Consider the following 20,099-nt stretch of genomic DNA (forward strand, 5'->3'; position numbering starts at 1 on the left):
GTAACTTCACAAAGACACCAGATGCTAATATAAAAGGCCGGAAACAATGTCCGGCCTCTCCCTAACAGAAAACGTACCAACAGCCCCTGCCCATTCGGACAGAGGCTGTTGGACAGCGCGAGCGCACACCTTACCCCATTACTAGATCTAGATCGAGCCAAGCTCAATCAGACAAGTTACGGGGATTCAGAGCATTACTCGTTAATTTCAAACAATTCTTGTTCTTCTGCCGCTTCTTTTTGTTGATCTTCAGTTGTAGGGGCAGGAACTGCAGTAGTCAGATTGCTGGCTTCGCGAATTTTTTGTTCAATCACTTGAGCAATCTGTGCATGCTCTTTCATGAACTGCTTCGCGTTCTCACGTCCTTGACCTAAACGCTCGCCTTCGTAAGAGTACCACGCACCACTTTTGTTAACGATGTCCAGCTCTGTACCAATATCAATGATACTGCCTTCTCTCGAAATACCTTCTCCGTACATAATGTCCACTTCCGCTTGTTTAAACGGTGGTGCCACTTTGTTTTTTACAACTTTGATACGAGTACGGTTACCGATGATGTCATTGCCTGATTTAATACTCTCAATACGACGTACATCCAGACGCACTGTAGAGTAAAATTTCAGGGCACGACCACCAGGTGTTGTCTCCGGGTTACCAAACATAACACCGACTTTTTCACGAAGCTGGTTGATGAAGATTGCGATGGTTTTGGATTTGCTGATTGCACCAGACAGTTTACGCAACGCCTGAGACATCAGACGCGCTTGCAAACCGACATGGGAATCACCCATTTCGCCTTCGATTTCCGCTTTTGGTACCAATGCAGCAACGGAGTCAATAACGACAATATCCACAGCGCCACTACGTACAAGTGCTTCTGCAATTTCAAGCCCTTGCTCACCCGTATCTGGCTGAGACAGAAGCAACTCATCAATGTTAACACCCAGTTTGCTTGCGTATTGCGGGTCAAGAGCATGCTCTGCATCGATAAATGCAGCTTGTCCACCCACCCGTTGTACTTCAGCAATCGCATGCAATGCTACAGTTGTTTTACCGGAAGATTCTGGTCCATATATTTCAACAATACGGCCTTTAGGCAAGCCGCCTGTTCCTAATGCAATATCCAGAGCCAAGGAACCGCTGGGTATGATTTCCACTTGCATGTGAGTCGACTCACCCAGTTTCATGATGGATCCTTTACCAAATTGCTTCTCTATTTGACGGAGCGCCATATCAAGCGCGGCACGACGGTCTGACAATAAGCTCACACCCTTTACTGTTTATAAGATAATGATACCTTGTTTTAACACGTTTGCCAAGCTTTTTTTCGAACATACATTCGTTTTTTTTGTGAAGGCCGAGGCGCCTCTTCCTCAAGCAAACTTTCCATTAAACAGAAAAAAGAACCGTAAACAAGGCTTTAAAGCCTAATTCTACGGTTCTTCCGTCTTCCTTTATTATACTTGCTTGCTTAGGCAAATGCAATCTGAGCCGTGAACTAGTCCATCTCCACAAGCTTGCGCCACAAACGATAAAGAATCGCCTTCGCGGAACGGATCCGAACCGTCTCCCGATTGCCATTAATGCGCAGTTCATGAATTTCTGTCTCTTTGCCACGCTCTGCCAAAGCGATGAAAACAAGTCCTGGGGGTTTGCGTTCAGAATAACCAGGCCCCGCTACACCTGTAACCGACAGACCGAAGTCGGCATCCCCAATCATGCGAATCTGTTCTGCCAGCACTTTGGCGACTTCCGGACTCACTGCGCCCGGTGCATCTTCACCTTCCAGGTAGGCATGTGGCACATGGAGCAGCTTCTCCTTAATTTCATTGGAGTAACATACTATTCCGCCCTTAAGCATCGAAGCACTGCCAGGGACTGACGTCAGACTTTGCATGACGAGCCCTCCTGTGCAGCTCTCAGCCGCGCTAAGGGTCAGACCCATATCAGACATCATTGTTACGATTGTATACTCTATAGGCACATCCTCGTTCGCGTAGAGATGCTCTGGCAATCGTTCCCGGATCTGAACTTCCATTGCATCAAGCTTCAGCTTCGCCTCACTCTCACTTGGAGCCTTTGTAGATACACGTACCGTAACTTCTCCCTCACTGGCATAAGGAGCAATCGTTGGATCTGTCTGCGTATCAATCAAATCCAGGAGTCGGTCTTCCAATGCCGATTCTCCAATTCCTGCAAACTTCAGCATTTTCGAGTAGATCGGCATTTCTTCTGTCAGTACATGCTGGAATAACCAAGGCTTAACTTCCTGTTCAAACATAGGAATCAGCTCTTTCGGTGGTCCAGGCATCACTACATAATGCTTGCCATTGTCGGAAATCGCATTTCCTGCGGCAAGGCCTGTTTCGTTCGCCAGCGGTGTCCCGCCTTCTATAACGATCGCCTGACGGCGATTATTTTCAGTCATGTCCACATTACGATCTCGGAAGAAGCTCTCGATTTTGTCCATAGCCATTCGATCTATATGCAGCTTGCGGTTCAAGACCGCCGCGATCGCATCCTTGGTGAGATCATCCTGTGTAGGACCGATGCCCCCGGAAAATAAAATGACGTCTGCACGACCCTGAGCGATGCGAATAGCGTCACTAAGTCGATTAAGATTATCACCAACCACCGTTTGGAAATATACATCAATCCCGATCGCAGCCAATTCACGGGATAGATATCGGGCATTGGTATTCACAATTTGTCCAAGCAACAATTCTGTGCCAACTGCAATGATTTCTGCCTTCATTCAGCATCCTCCTGTACATGTGGTGAGTGATCAAAGGGCAATAGGATAATTTCCTATTGCCCTTCGTACAAATGATTTCTTCATGCTTACCCATTTAACCTAAACGTTACGCTTTCGATAAATGAAGCAAATTTTTGTTTTTGATAAAGTAATCAATACCTGACCAAATCGTAATGATCGCTGCAGCCCAAACGGCAATAACGTCCATGTGAATACCCGTAAATGAGAACGGGAAATTATTCAACAACAGCAGCACAATCGCCACAATTTGCACGACGGTTTTCAGTTTGCCCCAGGCACTTGCCGCAACAACCGAACCATCCAATAATGCAATCTGACGCAAGCCGGTAACCGCAAACTCACGACTAATAATGACCACAGCAATCCAGGAATCCAACTTACCCATTTCCACAAGTGAAATCAGCACCGCAGTAACCAACAACTTGTCAGCCAGCGGATCAAGCAATTTCCCTAGGTTGGTGACCATATTATTTTTCCGCGCCAGATAGCCATCAATTCCATCCGTGCTTGCTGCAATGATAAAAATGACAGCAGCAATCAACTGATTATACGGAAGTGATAAGCTTCCCAATTGCAACGGCTCTGGATAAAACGGAAAATCTACGAGCAGGAACACCATTAAAAAAGGGATTAAGCAAATTCGTGCAAGCGTAATCCGGTTGGGTAAATTCACAAGACGCCCTCCCTCTTATCCTCCATTACTCCAAACATTCATCTTAATCCCGTATTCATCATCCGGAACATGAAATGTACAGTTTCACTGTCAATCAGCACTAAAGTGCTCTCACTATGTAAAAACGCAAAAAATAAAGTCAACCGTTCAAACGCAAAACCGTTTTAAACGTTCCGGTGACTTTCAGAAGATGTACTGCTTTTCACAAAGTCAGCAAACGATGATGACCGGGCTTTGATGCTTATCTGCCAGCAATGCACACTTAGTATAATATACGCCAATTGCAGTGTCAAAAAACATACCTAGCTGCAATGAGGAGATATTACTTAAAGTTTGTATATTGCAGATCCAAAGGTAGATTGGCACCGTTCAACAACTGCATAACTGCCTGCAAATCATTCTTACTTTTACCTGTTACCCGGAGCTGATCTCCCTGAATCTGACTCTTCACCTTCATCTTGGAGTCACGAATCAGAATATTAATTTTTTTAGCGATATCCTGATCAATCCCCTGTTTGAAATTCAAACGCTGGCGGACTGTACCTGAAGAAGCTGGTTCTACTTTTGCATAATCAATGTTTTTTAAAGGTAAACCCCGCTTAGCCATCTTGGATTGCAGTACATCGATAACAGCCTTGAGTTTGGTCTCATCATCAGATACGATCGTTAACGAATCCTTATCCAGTTTCAGACTGCTCTTGCTGCCCTTGAAGTCATAACGCGTGCCAATTTCCTTTTCCGTTTGTGTAACGGCATTTGTCAATTCCTGCAAGTCCATTTTGGACACGATATCAAATGAATTTTCTGAACTCAAACCAGTCACCCTTTCAGTTAATCATATGTTCTGTAACATTATAGAGGATACGCCAAGCAAAAGTCTAATTTTATGAGGTTTTTCAAAATAAAAAAGCATCTTTGGCTACCACTTAAGATGGTTGCCAAAAATGCTTTTCGTGCGGTTGTCCTTCTAATAACGGCTGCGATTAGGCTGTCTGAACATGTCAAGCACACCCAGAAGCACATGTGCAAGTCCAAAACCCAAAATTCCGTAACCCCAGGCAGTTGGGGTCAAGTAATAACCCAGGAGGCTGACAATGATCCCCAAACCTGTTACGATCCAGCTGACTGTCACAGCCATCCACCTCACTTCACCAAAAGTTGACTGCAAGTTAAAGACAAGGTTAGTCTCTCCCGCAGAAACTTTGGTTATTCGCCGCTAGTGCCGGTGCTTCCTGTTTCATTTGTCGTCGTGCCTTCAGTACCAGTGGAGGACGTATCCTCACCAAGTCTTAACCGAATGCGGTTTGTCGCTTTCCCGTCTGTCACAACCTGCCCTGCAACTTCAATTGTGGTCGCTGCAGCGTAACCCGACTTAATGTACATTCCTGCACTGTCCAATTCAAAAGTATAACTGTCTCCCTCAGCGGTGTTACCGTATTCCAACTTCTCGCCACTGGAGTTCTCGCCCTTGTATACTTCCAGCCAACTATGCCCCGTTGCTTTAATTGTAACCGTCACAGGCTGCCCTGCACTGCCGTTCACTTTGAAGTTCGTAATATTGCCTGATTTTCCGTCTTCAGCAACAGTTACAGAAGCTGGCGGATTATCCGTTGGGTTCTCTTCATTTTCACCCGTCGTTTGCCCATCCGTCTGTCCGTCAGTTTGTCCGTCAATCTGCCCTTCTGCTGTTCCGCCACCGTTACCGCCTGCTTCGCCTTCATTCGTTTCTCCGCTACCTGATTCATTAGCTGGAGGATTAGAAGCTTGGCCATTATCTGTAGGCTCATCCGGTTTATCTTGAGGTTGCTGCTGGCTATCTGTGATCTTCGTTTGATCCAGCCCTTGTGTATCCGAATCATCCTTGTTCATCACTACATACACATACAACAGCACAAGAATTAATACCGGAAAAGTCCACATCAGCGCAACAGACATCCAGCGGTTACTGCGCTCAACCGGGCGGCTTGAACGTTTTTGAATCACTGGCTCCATTGTTGCTTCCGTTTCTTCTGCAGGTACATCTTTCTTATGTCCCTCCAGCAGCTCATCAGGATTTAGTCCCACCGTTTCCGCATAGGTTTTGATAAATGCACGCACATAGAAGCTACCAGGCAGCACTTTGTAGTCTCCTGCCTCTATCGCCTCCAAATACCTCTTGCGAATTTTAGTCATTTCCTGTACATCGTCGAGACTCATCCCTTTTTGCAGCCGGGCCTCTCTTAACTGCTGACCCAGTTCAGACATGCCATCTCCTCCTTATGTTTATCTCTATGGTTGTTGCTTATCTATTTCATGATCCCGTACGGAGCGTTACAGTTCGTCGGTGTAGCTGGCCGTAAACGTATCATAAATAATTTCTTCATTCGGATTGTTGCGCAGTTCAATAATAATGTCAAAATCATTAAAATCATATTCAGACTCCTGCACAAAAATATCCGGATGTTCAATAACCTTGGTGCTTGGCATCGTCATGATGTCCTGTAACAAATTATAATGCCGTTCGCTTGAACGAATCGTACTGACAATTCCGTCAATGATAAACACATTGTTTGGATTCAATTCGTCCTCGGACATCTGGCTTCTTATGGTCTGACGAAGAAGTGTGGAGGAAACAAACGTCCAGCGCTTCATCGCACATACGCTACCTGCAATAATGGATTCCGTTTTACCTACACGCGGCATTCCACGCAAACCAATGACTTGATTGCCTTCCCTCTTAAATACTTCACCCAAAAAGTCCACAAGTAACCCAAGTTCGTCCCGCGTAAAACGAAATGTTTTGCGATCGTCCGAATCACGATCAATATAACGACCATGACGCACAGCCAGAATATCGACCAGTTTCGGTTGACGCAAAGCAGACACCGTTATGCTGTTTACTTTGCCAAGCATTTCACCCAGCAGACGAATCTTCTCATCATCGTCCGATTCCAGCAGCATCCCCCGGGTTTTGCCTTCAACACCGTTGATGGTCAATATATTTACTTCAAGCATCCCCAGCATAGAGGCAATATCCCCTAACAGACCGGGTCTGTTCTTATGTATTTTATACTCCATATACCATTGTTTAGATTCCATTTAAACACCCCGTAAAGCATTATTCCACATTATTCGACAGTAACAGAACGCGTCCATTGGACGACAATCTGAGATATCTTCTAAAAATGGGTCACGTTAATGATATATAAAATGAAAATGAATTACAAGAACAGGTCTGTAATCAATGTGTAATCATTAGAGAAAAGCCCCCTTGCGGGAGCTTTCCATCTGTAATCTTATGCGTTTTGTTTGGCCAATTTGACCATCAGGCACGCGATCGTACGACGCTCATCTGCATCGCCGACATCCCATAATTCTTTCAATGCCCGGTTGGAATGGTTCGCCGGATCGACTTTCTCATCCAGGAAGTCACCGATTTCGTATGCAAGTTTGTTGATGGTATCTTCACTCATCCCCATCTTCTCTGCTTGCAGCACGCGGTCACCCAAAAACTTCTTCCATGTGTCAAAACTTGAGAGCACTGTTTTTTCTGTTGACATGATAAATCCTCCTTAGCTGACGCATGAGATTTAAAATCAACAGTTGTAATATGTGCTTCCCGGACATTTTATATACGAGCATTTTTGAATTAATCGAAGATCATCAATGAACCATTAATTCCCATCAAGAAACTACCCCGAATTTAAAACAAAATTGAATGCACGCCCTATATATTACGTGAGCCAGCCACCATTTGGACTTATAATCTGCCCATTAATGTATCCAGACTCGGGAAGTGCAAGGAAGTAGACCAGCGATGAGATTTCATCTGGCTGGGCAAGTCTTCCTGCCGGAATTTCCTCTTCCAGCATTTTTAGTTCATCCTGGTCCAGATGGTTCAACATGGATGTTTGAACTGCACCAGGCGCTACAGCATTCACCGTTACGCCGGATGGAGCCAACTCTTTGGCAAGAGCTTTGGTGAATGCATTTACACCGCCTTTGGTTGTAGAATACAACACCTCACAAGAGGCACCCGACAGTCCCCAAATAGACGACACGTTAATAATTCGACCATATCTTTGGGAGATCATGTGAGGCATCATTTCCTGTGTACACAAGAACGTACCTTTCAGATTGATCGCCATCACTTCATCCCAGATTTCTTCCGTAACATCGGACAGCATTCCATAATGAGATATCCCTGCATTATTCACCAGAATATCCGGCATCAGCCAATGGGATTCCAGCTTCTCACGCATACGTTCAATTTGCTCCCGACTGCGTAGATCAGCAGACACCGTCATGACTTTACCACTGCCTTGTTCCATGCATCTTCTCGCCGCTTCATTAGCTGCTTCATGCGATTTCATATAGTGAATCACTACATTCATGCCCACCTTGGCAAAACGCTCTGCGATAGCTGCTCCAATGCCTCCGCTCGCGCCTGTTACAAGTACCGTCATTTCTCCAATTGGCTTCAATTGTCCTGTTCCCCTCTCCATATTAAGGACTCACGACAAGCGATATCGCCAGTTGATCCCAACGAATATGCTCTTTCAATCTGCGGTTTACCTCTTCCAGTGTAAGCGATTCATACAACGGGAGCATGTTGAAAAAATCACCACCACGGAATTGCTGACGCGTGAATTCATTTGCAATGTTTTCTGGTGAATTGAGCATACGCAAATATCCACCTATTTTCTTTTTGCGTGCGCGCTCAAAGTCGGTTGCATCAAATCCCTTTTCCACTATAGCATCCACTTCTTCACGGATACGCGCAAGCAGTTGATCCGGGTCTTTGGTATCCCCGCCAATAGCAGAAAAAGCATATTGCGGCGAACTGTTATATTCATGCCCAAAGCTGTCCGAAATCAGGTCTTCATCATATAATTTTTGAAATAGCGGGGTACTGGAACCAAATAACAGATCCATCATTAGTTTTGTTGTCATATCCCGGCGGAGCAGCTCTTCTCCAGTAAGTCCCACTTCGGTTTCCTTAAAACCAAACAAACATTTAGGCAGGGAAACGGCCAATTTGGATTCACGTCTGGCTTCACCCACTTGCTTAGGTTCCGGTTCAAAAATCCGCTCGATTTTACCTTGAGGTTTGTAATTTTTCTTCGCCTGGTTCGAACGAACCATATCGATCACTTCCTGCGGGTCTACTCCACCCACGACAAACAGAAGCATATTGCTTGGATGATAAAAAGAGTTGTAACATGTGTACAACGTTTCTTTGGTTATGGTACCAATGGATTCAACGGTTCCGGCGATATCAATATGCACAGGATGTTTCTGATACATTGCCTCGATCAGGCCAAAATAAACGCGCCAATCCGGATTATCGGCATACATATTAATTTCCTGTGCGATGATCCCTTTTTCCTTTTCCACATTCTGATCGGTGAAGTAAGGATTTTGCACAAAATCAACTAATGTTTGTATATTTTCATTGACATATTCCGTTGCCGAAAACAAATAAACCGTCTGATCGAAACTGGTAAAAGCATTGGCAGAAGCTCCATGAGAAGCAAATGTAGCAAAAATATCCCCTGTTGGTTCTTCAAACATTTTGTGTTCCAGAAAGTGAGCAATTCCGTCCGGGACCTTCACTTCCTCTTGTCCTTCGACCTTAAAATGATTGTCCACCGAACCGTATTTGGTTGCAAATGTGGCATATGTTTTCTGGAAACCCGGTTTAGGCAAAATATAAACATGCAGCCCGTTATCCATCACTTCGTAATACAGCGTTTCCTGCAAACGATCGTATGTTATGCTTTCCACCGACTATTCCCCCTTCTCATCACGCAAGAAATAAATCGTATCCAGACGGAATTTCTCTGCCGCCTCACGAACATTTTCTTTGCTGATTTGTTCTACCTGGGCCAGCAGTTCCTCGGCGGTCCGCTCTTTGCCGGATAACTGTCGATTGAAATCATAAGCAATCAGCTCAAATGCAGAATCCTGCATTTCCTTGAGCAAATTACGGATCATCGCCTTGGTCTGAGACATCTCCAGGTCAGTGATATTCCCGTTCTTCATTTCATCCAGCTGCTGCTTGATAATCATGACGGCTTTTTCGTAATTAGGGATTTCAATCCCGGATTGAATCGTTGCAATCCCTTTATGTCCGTCATAACGCGAAGAGGCATAGTACGCCAGACTTTCTTTTTCGCGAACATTAACAAACAGCTTGGAATGAGGATATCCTCCGAGAATGCCGTTATACATCAAAGCAGCTGCATACTGAGGGTCACCATAAGTGATAGACGTGCGAAGCCCCATATTGAGCTTACCCTGATTAACATTAAGCCGTTCTACAACGGTTTCCACTTCTTTATCTCCACGAATAGCTTCCTGTGTATGATAGTCGGAAGAAGTCGCTCGTTCTACATTGAAATAACGCTGAACCAGATTCTCTACCTCTTCCAGCGTGGTGTCGCCCACCACATACAAGTCCATGCTTGCCTGCTGTAACCATTCCTGATACGAAGCTGTCAATGTATCTGGATCAATGCCTGGCAAATCCTTGCGCTCACCAAGCGGGTGCAGACGATAAGGTTCATTTTTACACATTTCCTCAATACTACGTTCCGCAGCATAACGCATTTTGTCATTCACGATGGACTCCAGCATTTTGCGAACAGTCTCCCGCTCAGCTTGTACATAAGAAGTTCGGAAATGTCCATCCTCCTGTGCAGGGCGTGTGAGCACTTCACCCAGAAAAGCAAATGAACGATCCAACAGCTGCTCGTCTCCGCCAACAAAAGAATCATTAATAGTGTCCATACGGAACTGTACGATCTGGTAATCGCCACGTTTATAGACATCAAAGCCAAAACCCGCTCCATACAAATGTTCCAATTGTTCACGAAATTGCGTTGTTTCCGGATAGGATTCGGTGCCGCGCCGAAGTACGAAAGGTGTTAAGGCTACTTTGGTAACCGTATCTTCCTGCAAGGGAACCCCTGCGTATAGCGAGATCGCAAATGTCTTAAAACGTTTCGTAGGAAGAACATGTATACGGAATTCTTTCCGGTTTCCTCGTTCAAATCCTGATGTATTCAAATGTCAAAACCCCTTTACGGCGTCATTTATCGTGCAATAAGTGAAGCTTAAACGTAACAACCATTTTAACCCATTCAAAAGGCAAGAAGCAACCGAAGTCACGCCTTCTGGTTGCTTCCAAAATCCTCACATACAGAATATATGCTGCCCGATTGTTTTTACCTGAGGACGTGTCCAGATCCATTTGGATGTAGCTGTCTTCGGATTAAAATAATAGAGGCATCCACCGGATGGGTCCCAACCATTCATCGCCTGTTCAACTGCTTTTTTAGCTTGTGCATTCGGTTCCAGATAAATCTGGCCGTCTGCAACGGCAGTAAATGCACCCGGCTGGAAAATCACTCCTGACGGTGTGTTCGGGAAACTCGGCGATTTCACGCGATTCAGGATAACTGCCGCTACTGCCACTTGACCCTCAAATGGCTCTCCGCGAGATTCACCATACACCGCGTTAGCCATAATTTTGATTTCGTTCTCTGACAATCCCATGGAATTGGCAGAGCCCATATTGTCCTGCTCTTTATCAGCAGTATTGTTATTGTTGCCACTACCTCCTGAAGTTTGATCCTTGTGCAATGGTGTTTCTGTTGGCGACCATTGTTTTGAAGCATTGTAAAGTTTCAGCTTGGTTTTGGCTCCAACCACACCATCCGCCTTCATGCCGAATTCCGATTGAAACCACTTTACCGATTTCAATGTGGTGCTGCCGAAATTACTGTCAATTTTACCATTGTAAAATCCCAAATACTTCAGTCGGCCTTGAAGCTCGTATACATCCTGACCGTAACTTCCATATTTCACAGCATTGGTGCTAAAGGTGGGTAGGGACTTCTCTTCGACCTGCGGGATACTTGGGTTTGGACTATCGGTTGCTGTATTCCCAGGAAGCAAATAACGAATTCCCAATGCGGACATCAGCAAAATAGCAGTGAAAAGCCATATGTTCATTTTTCGCATCGACTGTGCTCTACCTTTCTCTTGTGGGATTAACAGAATCGCTAAGGTTATTATGACAAGCATACTTCGTTCCTATGCACCAAATCCTCCGATCATTGGACATCATGGCAAATCTTCAGTCAAATGGCATGCAAAAAGCCCTCAACCAGTAAGGTTAAGGGCTTGGATCGTATACACATGCTGTGTATTACGAGCTTATTTTGTTCTGTTGATACTGTTCCAGTGAGATTAATACTTCCCTTGGTTTACTGCCCTCGTAAGGACCAATCACACCTCGGGCCTCCATGGAGTCAATCAAACGTGCTGCGCGGGTATAACCCACTCGCATTCGGCGTTGCAATAGAGAAACGGAAGCTTGCTTCGCCTCCAAAATAATCTGCACTGCTTGTTCATATAACTCATCCTGCACTTCATCTGCTGCCTGAACGGAATCATCCACCTCAGGAACAATGGATTCGTCATACTGCGCTTCACCTTGACCACGCACGTAATTCACGATATTTTCAACTTCCTCATCACTCATGAAAGCACCTTGTACACGAACCGGCTTCGAAGCTCCCATAGGCATGAACAGCATATCTCCTCGGCCCAGCAACTTCTCGGCCCCACCCATATCCAGAATGGTTCGAGAATCCACTTGAGAGGACACACCAAAGGCAATCCGGGACGGAATGTTGGCTTTAATTACACCAGTGATAACATCCACAGATGGACGCTGTGTGGCAATGATCAGATGGATACCCGCTGCACGCGCCATCTGAGCCAATCGAGCAATCGCGTCTTCCACGTCACCTGCGGCAACCATCATGAGGTCAGCCAGCTCGTCCACGATAACAACGATATAAGGCAAAACCGCCGCTGGGTTGTCTTTCATCAGATTGTTATAACCTTCAACGTTACGTGTACCGGATTTGGAGAATAACTCATACCTTTTCTCCATCTCAACAACGATCTTTTTGAGAGCAAGTGATGCCCTTTTAGGATCCGTTACGACCGGTGCCATCAGATGCGGAATACCATTATATACGTTCAGCTCGACCATTTTGGGATCGACCATCAAAAACTTCACTTCATCCGGCTTCGCTTTGTACAGGATGCTCGTAATAATACCATTGATACATACTGATTTACCTGAACCCGTCGCACCAGCCACCAGCAAATGGGGCATACGAGCCAAATTACCGATGATCGTCTGTCCAGAGATATCTCGTCCAAATGCAATGGTCACTTTGGATTCCGCTTCCTGGAATGTAGCTGTCTCCATGACCTCCCTCATCGTTACAACGGAAACCTCTCCATTAGGTACCTCAATACCGATAGCGGATTTGCCGGGAATTGGTGCTTCCATTCGGATATCCTTTGCCGCCAAGGCTAATGCAATATCGTCTGTCAGACTTACAATTCTGCTGACCTTCACACCAATATCCGGTTGGATCTCATACCGTGTAACAGCAGGTCCTCTGACTACTTCAAGTACTTTGGCACGAACACCGAAGCTTTCCAGCGTTGCTTCCAGCTTGCGTGCAGTCTGCATATAATCCTTCTGGTCGCCACCCTTGCCTCCATTGTTCGGCTTGGAAAGAAGTCTGAAAGACGGAAGTTTATAAGGTTTCGGAGGTGGTGGAGGCGGCTTAACAGGCTGCACTTCCTGCCCCTCCGTATCTGAAACAACCGAACCTTGAACCGCATTGCTCAACGTTGACCCAACGTCGGAACTACCCTCAACAGAATCCAACGTAGCTGTTCCGGCATCCGCCGCTTCAGGCCACTCATTGTTATCCACAAGTTCATCTGAGATCTTGATTGGAAGCTCTTCTCCCTGCATGTTATCCGTTAGATCATCCGGGAAAGGATACGCATCATCCAGATCATCCTCTTTACTCGCATCCTCTGATCTGACATGTTCAAAGAAGTCACGAATGATTGGAGCCGAATTAGGTCTTGATTGCGCAGGAACTGCTGCGGGAGCCATTATGTCGGATGCGATGATTGGCTCATCATGCCATGAATCTGCAGGCGTTTCCTGCTCGGCTCGGTAGACGACCTGTTCCGAATCTAAAGAATCATCCTCGTCCACTCCACGCTCAGTCTTCGTCCGTTCCCGATCAGAACCCCATTTTCCAAAGAGTTGGAAAAAAATCGGTGCTTTTCGTTTCGGTAGCTGCTGATTCTGCAGATCATCGTAATCGTCATCATCATCTTCGTCGTCTACTGGAACAGGTACCACTTTGCGAACATTCCCGTTTTTCTTGCCCGCAGAGCTTGAAGTAGCACGTGCTGCTGGTCTAGCCTCCAGCTTTTTGTACATCGCACTACCTGCATCCCATATCTTCGTTCTGAAAATGCGAATCAGATCGACATAAGAAAGATTGGTAACCAGCATGAAACTGATAACGAACATCACGATCATAATCAATCGGGCTCCCAAGCTGCCAAACAACCACAAGAACAAGGCAAACTGAGCCGCTCCTATATAACCGCCGCTAATGTCCTTATTGAGCATCGAATCCCGTTCGCCTGGCGCAGCAGGTGTGAGCAACTCGGTTTGCATATCATTATGTATCTGTGTAAGTACAGCACCTGGCTCAAGGGCTCCAACTGGTATAAGCTTCTGGTGCATGGCAGAGACGGTACTCATCAGGGTTAAAGCAAACACCAGCAATACAAGCCCTGTCTTGCGCGTTGTCCAGCCGCTCGGCCATTTCCGATGAATCATCACCATTAAGCCATAATAGATCCCTATAAGCGGAATCGCAAAATAGAACTTGCCAAGCATCAATCCAAACATCTTGGAAAGCGAGCGCCCCACGGTTGCTTCACCCGACAAAGCAATGACAGCAAGGGTTATAAGCACAATGCCGTAAATTTCATATTTTAAAACGCCGCTAAAAGCTGCGGCCTTTTTTTTCCTCTTTTTTCTTCTGGCCAAAATCAGGTCACCCCCAGAAGAATATTATACCATACAAATATAATCCGTACATATGTTCTTTTTCTGCTCAATTTGTCTTATTTGGTCGCGTTATGTTGGTCCCGGGTTACCCGAAAGCGGAACGATAGATCCGGGCATATTAGCGGGATTCAGATAAGCTTCCAAGGGGCATTCAAGTAAACGTACAATGACAGCCTCATTTTCATTAACAGGTCTGACCTGCATCAATAATCCGTTCATCTTGATCTCACGGGTATCTTCTCCTTCATTCCACATCCCCGACCACAGCAATTCAGGTGGCATCACTGTGTAAAGTGTCATTGGGTATAGCCTCCAGCCTGCAGCGTCTGTCTTTTGTCTCCTATGAGCTGATTCAACTGAGCGATGGCTTGGCCGATCCCGCCTACGGCATCCATCAATCCATATTTAACCGCATCAGCGCTACCCACAGCTGTTCCGATATCGCGGTTGAGTTCACCTGTCTTAAACATCAGTTCCTTGAACATTTCTTCAGAGATATTGGAGTGTGACGTAACAAATCTTACGACACGTTCCTGCATCTTCTCCATGTACTCAAACGTCTGAGGCACGCCTATCACAAGTCCGTTCATACGGATCGGATGAATGGTCATTGTTGCACTACCTGCGATAAGGGAATAGGTTGAGGCAACCGCGATCGGAACCCCGATGCTGTGCCCTCCTCCAATGACGACAGTAACCGTAGGTTTGCTAAGAGAAGCAATCATTTCGGCAATAGCGAGGCCCGCCTCCACATCGCCTCCTACCGTATTTAAAATGATCAAGATACCTTCGATTCGCTGATTCTGCTCTGCAGCAACCAGCTGAGGAATGAGATGTTCATACTTTGTTGTTTTGTTTTGCGGAGGTAAAATTAAATGCCCTTCCACCTGACCGATAATGGTCATACAGAAAATGTTCGATTCAGCTGCAGGTGACTGCGTCTGCCCAAATTGCTGAATAGACTCCATTACAGGTGACATCGCCTTCTCCTCTTGTGCAGGCACTTCCGGTATCTCGGTACCCGGTTGTTCCGATTTCGGTGTTTGCTTGTTTTTCATGTATTCGCTCATTCGATTACTCCCCTTCTCCAGAAACATGTAATGTATTTCCTTAGTATGGGGAATGTTCCAGCTGACTTATACCCGATCACTCATCAATTTCTCCATAATCTGGTGCAGGGCCAGAAAACAACAAAAAAAGCCCCTTCTCTACGAGGAACCGTCCAATATTACTCGTAGAGATGGGGCGACTGTGTGCCTGAATTTATGTTTTTGTTTGATTTATTTTAAACTTCCATAATGATTGGCAAAATCATCGGTCTACGACGAGTTTGCTCATACAAGAAGCGTCCGAGTGCATCTTTAACATTCGTTTTGAGTGAAGCCCATTCGTTAACGTTCTCACTCATCAACTTTTGCAGTGTGCTGCTGACGATGCGATTGGCTTCATCAAGCAGTCCTTCCGATTCGCGTACATAGACAAATCCACGGGAGATGATGTCCGGACCGGAAACAATTTTGCCATCCTGTTTGCTCAGTGTTACCACGACAACCAGAATGCCATCCTGTGACAGCAATTTACGGTCACGCAATACGATGTTACCTACATCGCCTACACCCAAGCCGTCGATCAACACGTTACCTGCAGTAACTTTACCTGCCTTGCGTGCTGCTCCGCCTTGAATTTCAACCACTTCACCGATATCCGTAATGAAGATGTTGTCTGGATCAATACCTACAGATTCAGCCAATACTGCGTGGCGGCGCTGCATACGGAATTCACCGTGAATCGGCAAGAAATATTTCGGTTTCATCAGGTTAAGCATCAGTTTCAGCTCTTCCTGGCTACCGTGACCGGATACGTGTACGCCACTGTTTGCACCGCTGTAATGCACGTTGGCACCCAGACGGAACAGTTCGTCAATCGTACGGCCTACATATTTCTCATTACCTGGAACTGGAGTTGCAGCAATAATTACTGTATCACCAGGCAAAATATCTACTTTACGATGAGTAGAACGAGCCATACGTGTCAATGCTGACATCGGCTCGCCTTGGCTACCTGTGCAGAGAATTACTACACGGTCAGCAGCCATTTTGCCTACTTCTTCCGGCTCAATGATCATGCCATCTGGAATCTCAAGGTAACCCAATTCAGAAGCAATACCCACCACATTTACCATACTGCGTCCAATAACTGCGACTTTACGTCCAGTTACTTCAGCTGCATTGATAACCTGTTGAATCCGGTGTACGTTGGAAGCAAATGTTGCTACAACGACACGTTGGCTTGCTTTGCGGAAGATATCTTCCAGAACGATACCCACATTTTTCTCCGAAGGTGTAAATCCAGGTTTCTCTGCGTTGGTACTATCGGACAAGAGGGCAAGTACACCATTGGTTCCGATCTGTGCCATACGCTGGAGATCTGCATATTGACCATTGACTGGAGTGTGATCAAATTTGAAGTCACCTGTATGAACAACAGCGCCTTCCGGTGTTTCGACACATACGCCGACGGAATCCGGAATACTATGGTTAGTAGCAAAGAACGTTGCTTTCAATACAGAGCCGAGTTGAATCTCGGAATCCGCATCAATCAGAATGCGTTTTGTTTCACCCAGCAAATTGGCTTCTTTCAGCTTGTTCTCAACAAGTCCGAGAGTGAGCTTTGTTCCGTATACAGGAACATTCAAGTGTTTCAGAACATATGGCAGACCACCAATATGATCTTCATGTCCGTGAGTCAAAATAATCCCTCTTACTTTGTCACGGTTTTCAGTCAGATAAGAGATGTCAGGAATGACAATGTCGATTCCAAGCATATCTTCTTCCGGGAATTTAAGACCAGCATCTACGACTACAATGTCGTTAGCGTATTGGATGACGTACATATTTTTACCAATCTCGCCTACGCCGCCCAAAGCAAAAATCATCAGTTTATCGTTGTTATTTTTCTTAGACAAATGAATCTAAACCTCCTATGGTAGTTGGACGTCGTACCTTATTATTTTATTGTAAGTTAAGAAAAGCAGTCCATCACACCCATTCCCGTAAATAGGGATGAATGCAAAAGAGCACCTTTATTCACGATATTTGGAAGAAGTTCTTCGAAGTTATTCCCCTTCACCAACAAGATGGATTTTGAAATGATCCTTCTTAGCCGTTCCTTCCTTTTTCACCACAAAGCTACACCAAGAAACGATGTCGCTTTCAATTTCAAAAAAATACCGCACCCAGTCACTTGACATCATTATACATGATTAAAAACAAAAAAAACAAGTCACTCTCTCGTTAACCTCTAGGTTTGTCTTCAGTTGTGAAAAGAAACCTAACAATCATCGTCAAAAAAAAGAACCGCCTCCTCATCATTGAGGAACGGTTCTTCTGCAATTTTTATAGGTTATAAAAGTTTAAAAATCCGTTTAATAACGTATTATTGCTAATTAAACAAGCCACGAATAAAGCCTTGCTCATCCTCTGTTGCGGCTATAAGCGGAAGGCGTACAGATCCTACGTTCAGACCCCGCAATGTCAGAGCGTATTTCACCGCTACAGGGTTCGGTAAAGGCTGCGGGCACTCGAATAGACCTTTGAATACCGGAAACAGCTTCTGATGTATCTGAGCCGCCTGTACAGGGGCGCCACCGAAGTAGGAATCAACCATTTGTTTCATCTCAGCGCCTACCACATGGCTGGCAACACTTACGATCCCGTAAGCACCTACAGCAATGGCCGGCAAGCCAGAAGCATCGTCACCGGAATACACCCTGAAATGCTCGGGTGCACCCGCAGCAATCTGCGTGACTTGCTCCAACGATACACATTCCTTCGTAGCTACTATGTTAGGAATCTGTGCCAAACGAAGCGTTGTCGCAGCCGAAAGGCTGGCTGCTGTACGTCCAGGAACGTTATACAACATAATCGGCAGTTTCGTCGCGTTCGCGATCGCTTCAAAGTGTCTGAACATTCCCTCTTGACTTGGTTTGTTGTAATAAGGAACAACCAGCAAAACACCATCTACCCCAACACGTTCAGCGTCCTGAGTCAGATGGATTGAATGAGCGGTGTTATTGCTACCCGTTCCAGCAATGATTTTGCACCGTCCAGCCGCATGTTTTACCGCGAATTCGAATAGTTCTACTTTTTCTTTGTCGCTAAGCGTGGGAGATTCTCCAGTTGTTCCTGAAATAACGAGCGTCTCTGACTTTTGATCATCAATCAAATAGTCAATCAGACGTGCAGTTTCCTCCCAATGGATCTCCCCTTGTTCATTGAACGGAGTGACCATTGCTGTAATCAATCTTCCAAAGTCCAATTCGATTCCTCCTTCAAAACAGGTCCGGCTCCGCTGACTTCAAAGTACTACAAGTGAAGTTCGAATGAGGCGTGAAGTGCCCTCAGAGCTTGAACCATATCTTCTTTTTTCACAAGTACCCAAATCGTTGTATTGGAATCTGCAGATTGCAGGATCTGGATGTCCGCAAGTGTCAAGGATTCCACGATCCGTGCCATAATGCCTGGCACTCCGTTGATACCTCCGCCGATGACGGAAACTTTGGCACATCCGGAGAGACTTTGCGGTTTAAGACCAATTTCCTGCAGTACCTGTATGGCTTTCTCGGAATCACTATCGAAAACGGTATAGACAACCCCCAGAGGGGTAACATTAATAAAATCTACGCTGATCGAATTTTCAGCCATCGTTTTGAACACTTTCAGCTGCAAACGATCTGCACCGCCCGGTACTTCCACGGTTATTTGCGTAACATTACTTACATAGGCAATCCCTGTTACATATCGGTCAACAATGCCTGTCTGCACATCCTGGAATCCTTCTGGATGTGTTACCAGCGTCCCTTCACTATCTGCAAAGGTAGACCGTACACGCACTGGAATCTGGGATTGCATTGCAATCTCGACTGCACGTGGATGAATTACCTTAGCTCCTTGATGGGCCATATTACATATCTCGGCATAACTTACAACAGTCAACGGACGAGCGTCCTCCACGATACGTGGATCTGCTGTCAGTATCCCATTTACATCCGTATATATATCCACCATCTCTGCATGTAATGCTGCACCAAGTGCTGTGGCTGACGTATCACTTCCTCCACGCCCCAGGGTAGTAAAGTCACCATTCTCGGTCTGCCCCTGGAACCCTGTAACAATGACAACACGCCCAATCTGTAGCTGCTCCAGCACACGAACAGGACGGACATCCAAAATTCGGGCATTCCCGAAATTGTCGTCCGTCACAAAACCTGCTTGTGCACCGGTCAGCACTGTAGTTGGAATGCCTTCATGTTCGAGCAGACTACTCAAAGTCGTCGCAGATATAATTTCACCACAGCACAGCAGTAAATCCTTTTCGCGTGCGGAGAGTGCATTTCCGTTCTGTGCAGCCCAGTCCAGTAACGTATCCGTAGCGTAAGGCTCACCACGGCGACCCATCGCTGATACAACAATGACCAGACTCAATCCTGCTTCAAGTTCACGTTTAACATGACGGAGCACATGCTCTCTCGCCTGAACGGTAGAGAGAGACGTACCTCCGAATTTCTGTACCATGATGCGCATCTTTATTCCTCCATTTGTGTACGCAAGAAGACTGGACACGGGTCAAATCAACAAATGGATCACCCTAGGGAGCGTTCCGATGCGATAATTTCAGCATTTTATACGGCAATT

18 protein-coding genes are annotated in these 20,099 nt (G+C 45.7%); all 18 read right to left on the minus strand.

Going from position 1 to position 20,099, the window contains the following annotated elements:
• Positions 1–194: 194 nt before the first annotated feature.
• Positions 195–1,259, minus strand: a complete 1,065-nt coding sequence (gene recA, locus DC345_RS07600; protein WP_113052592.1) for a recombinase RecA — start codon at positions 1,257–1,259, stop codon at positions 195–197.
• Positions 1,260–1,498: 239 nt separating this feature from the next.
• Complete coding sequence (locus DC345_RS07605) at positions 1,499–2,755, minus strand: competence/damage-inducible protein A (protein WP_113052593.1); 1,257 nt, start codon at positions 2,753–2,755, stop codon at positions 1,499–1,501.
• A gap of 106 nt (positions 2,756–2,861) precedes the next feature.
• Positions 2,862–3,449: a CDP-diacylglycerol--glycerol-3-phosphate 3-phosphatidyltransferase gene (gene pgsA / locus DC345_RS07610; protein WP_063566359.1), complete on the minus strand. Its 588-nt coding sequence runs from the start codon at positions 3,447–3,449 to the stop codon at positions 2,862–2,864.
• 322 nt (positions 3,450–3,771) lie between these two features.
• Positions 3,772–4,263, minus strand: coding sequence for a YajQ family cyclic di-GMP-binding protein (locus DC345_RS07615; protein WP_113052594.1), 492 nt, complete (start codon positions 4,261–4,263; stop codon positions 3,772–3,774).
• 153 nt (positions 4,264–4,416) lie between these two features.
• A complete protein-coding gene (locus DC345_RS31465) occupies positions 4,417–4,617 on the minus strand; it encodes a hypothetical protein (RefSeq protein ID WP_143764708.1) in 201 nt (66 codons plus the stop codon).
• Between the two features lie 38 nt (positions 4,618–4,655).
• Complete coding sequence (locus DC345_RS07620) at positions 4,656–5,693, minus strand: helix-turn-helix domain-containing protein (protein ID WP_113052595.1); 1,038 nt, start codon at positions 5,691–5,693, stop codon at positions 4,656–4,658.
• A 66-nt stretch (positions 5,694–5,759) separates the two neighbouring features.
• Positions 5,760–6,527, minus strand: a complete 768-nt coding sequence (locus DC345_RS07625; RefSeq protein WP_024630282.1) for a DUF3388 domain-containing protein — start codon at positions 6,525–6,527, stop codon at positions 5,760–5,762.
• Between the two features lie 197 nt (positions 6,528–6,724).
• Positions 6,725–6,988 carry a DUF3243 domain-containing protein gene (locus DC345_RS07630; protein ID WP_062833846.1) on the minus strand — a complete coding sequence of 88 codons (264 nt, stop codon included), beginning with the start codon at positions 6,986–6,988 and terminating at the stop codon, positions 6,725–6,727.
• Between the two features lie 174 nt (positions 6,989–7,162).
• Positions 7,163–7,933, minus strand: coding sequence for an elongation factor P 5-aminopentanone reductase (gene ymfI, locus DC345_RS07635; RefSeq protein WP_113052596.1), 771 nt, complete (start codon positions 7,931–7,933; stop codon positions 7,163–7,165).
• Position 7,934: 1 nt separating this feature from the next.
• Positions 7,935–9,215 (minus strand): EF-P 5-aminopentanol modification-associated protein YfmH, encoded by a 1,281-nt coding sequence (yfmH, locus tag DC345_RS07640; protein WP_113052597.1) that lies wholly within the window; start codon positions 9,213–9,215, stop codon positions 7,935–7,937.
• Between the two features lie 3 nt (positions 9,216–9,218).
• A complete protein-coding gene (gene yfmF / locus DC345_RS07645; protein ID WP_063566364.1) occupies positions 9,219–10,499 on the minus strand; it encodes an EF-P 5-aminopentanol modification-associated protein YfmF in 1,281 nt (426 codons plus the stop codon).
• A gap of 126 nt (positions 10,500–10,625) precedes the next feature.
• Entirely contained in the window at positions 10,626–11,456 is an 831-nt protein-coding gene (gene sleB, locus DC345_RS07650) for a spore cortex-lytic enzyme (RefSeq protein ID WP_113052598.1), read from the minus strand.
• A gap of 187 nt (positions 11,457–11,643) precedes the next feature.
• On the minus strand, positions 11,644–14,385 hold the full coding sequence (locus DC345_RS07655) for an FtsK/SpoIIIE family DNA translocase (RefSeq protein ID WP_113052599.1): 2,742 nt from the start codon (positions 14,383–14,385) through the stop codon (positions 11,644–11,646).
• A gap of 90 nt (positions 14,386–14,475) precedes the next feature.
• Complete coding sequence (locus DC345_RS07660) at positions 14,476–14,706, minus strand: YlzJ-like family protein (protein WP_063566367.1); 231 nt, start codon at positions 14,704–14,706, stop codon at positions 14,476–14,478.
• A complete protein-coding gene (locus tag DC345_RS07665) occupies positions 14,703–15,464 on the minus strand; it encodes a ClpP family protease (RefSeq protein ID WP_113052862.1) in 762 nt (253 codons plus the stop codon). Before DC345_RS07665 ends, DC345_RS07660 begins: the two co-directional genes overlap by 4 nt.
• A gap of 227 nt (positions 15,465–15,691) precedes the next feature.
• A complete protein-coding gene (locus DC345_RS07670) occupies positions 15,692–17,371 on the minus strand; it encodes a ribonuclease J (RefSeq protein WP_053783840.1) in 1,680 nt (559 codons plus the stop codon).
• Between the two features lie 476 nt (positions 17,372–17,847).
• A complete protein-coding gene (gene dapA, locus DC345_RS07675; RefSeq protein WP_113052600.1) occupies positions 17,848–18,723 on the minus strand; it encodes a 4-hydroxy-tetrahydrodipicolinate synthase in 876 nt (291 codons plus the stop codon).
• A 47-nt stretch (positions 18,724–18,770) separates the two neighbouring features.
• Positions 18,771–19,988 (minus strand): aspartate kinase, encoded by a 1,218-nt coding sequence (dapG, locus tag DC345_RS07680; RefSeq protein ID WP_113052601.1) that lies wholly within the window; start codon positions 19,986–19,988, stop codon positions 18,771–18,773.
• Positions 19,989–20,099 lie beyond the last annotated feature (111 nt).

The sequence above is a fragment of the Paenibacillus taichungensis genome (assembly GCF_003287275.1).
In the GTDB taxonomy this organism is placed as follows: Bacteria; Bacillota; Bacilli; order Paenibacillales; family Paenibacillaceae; genus Paenibacillus; species Paenibacillus taichungensis_A.

What these genes read in the sequence shown, in the direction of transcription:
- sleB (WP_113052598.1), bottom strand. Translation starts at nt 11,456, where the DNA reads ATGCGAAAAATGAACATATGGCTTTTCACTGCTATTTTGCTGATGTCC.
- DC345_RS07620 (WP_113052595.1), bottom strand. Translation starts at nt 5,693, where the DNA reads ATGTCTGAACTGGGTCAGCAGTTAAGAGAGGCCCGGCTGCAAAAAGGG.
- ymfI (WP_113052596.1), bottom strand. Translation starts at nt 7,933, where the DNA reads ATGGAGAGGGGAACAGGACAATTGAAGCCAATTGGAGAAATGACGGTA.
- DC345_RS07605 (WP_113052593.1), bottom strand. Translation starts at nt 2,755, where the DNA reads ATGAAGGCAGAAATCATTGCAGTTGGCACAGAATTGTTGCTTGGACAA.
- DC345_RS07665 (WP_113052862.1), bottom strand. Translation starts at nt 15,464, where the DNA reads ATGAAAAACAAGCAAACACCGAAATCGGAACAACCGGGTACCGAGATA.
- DC345_RS07660 (WP_063566367.1), bottom strand. Translation starts at nt 14,706, where the DNA reads ATGACACTTTACACAGTGATGCCACCTGAATTGCTGTGGTCGGGGATG.
- DC345_RS07625 (WP_024630282.1), bottom strand. Translation starts at nt 6,527, where the DNA reads ATGGAATCTAAACAATGGTATATGGAGTATAAAATACATAAGAACAGA.
- dapG (WP_113052601.1), bottom strand. Translation starts at nt 19,988, where the DNA reads ATGCGCATCATGGTACAGAAATTCGGAGGTACGTCTCTCTCTACCGTT.
- DC345_RS07630 (WP_062833846.1), bottom strand. Translation starts at nt 6,988, where the DNA reads ATGTCAACAGAAAAAACAGTGCTCTCAAGTTTTGACACATGGAAGAAG.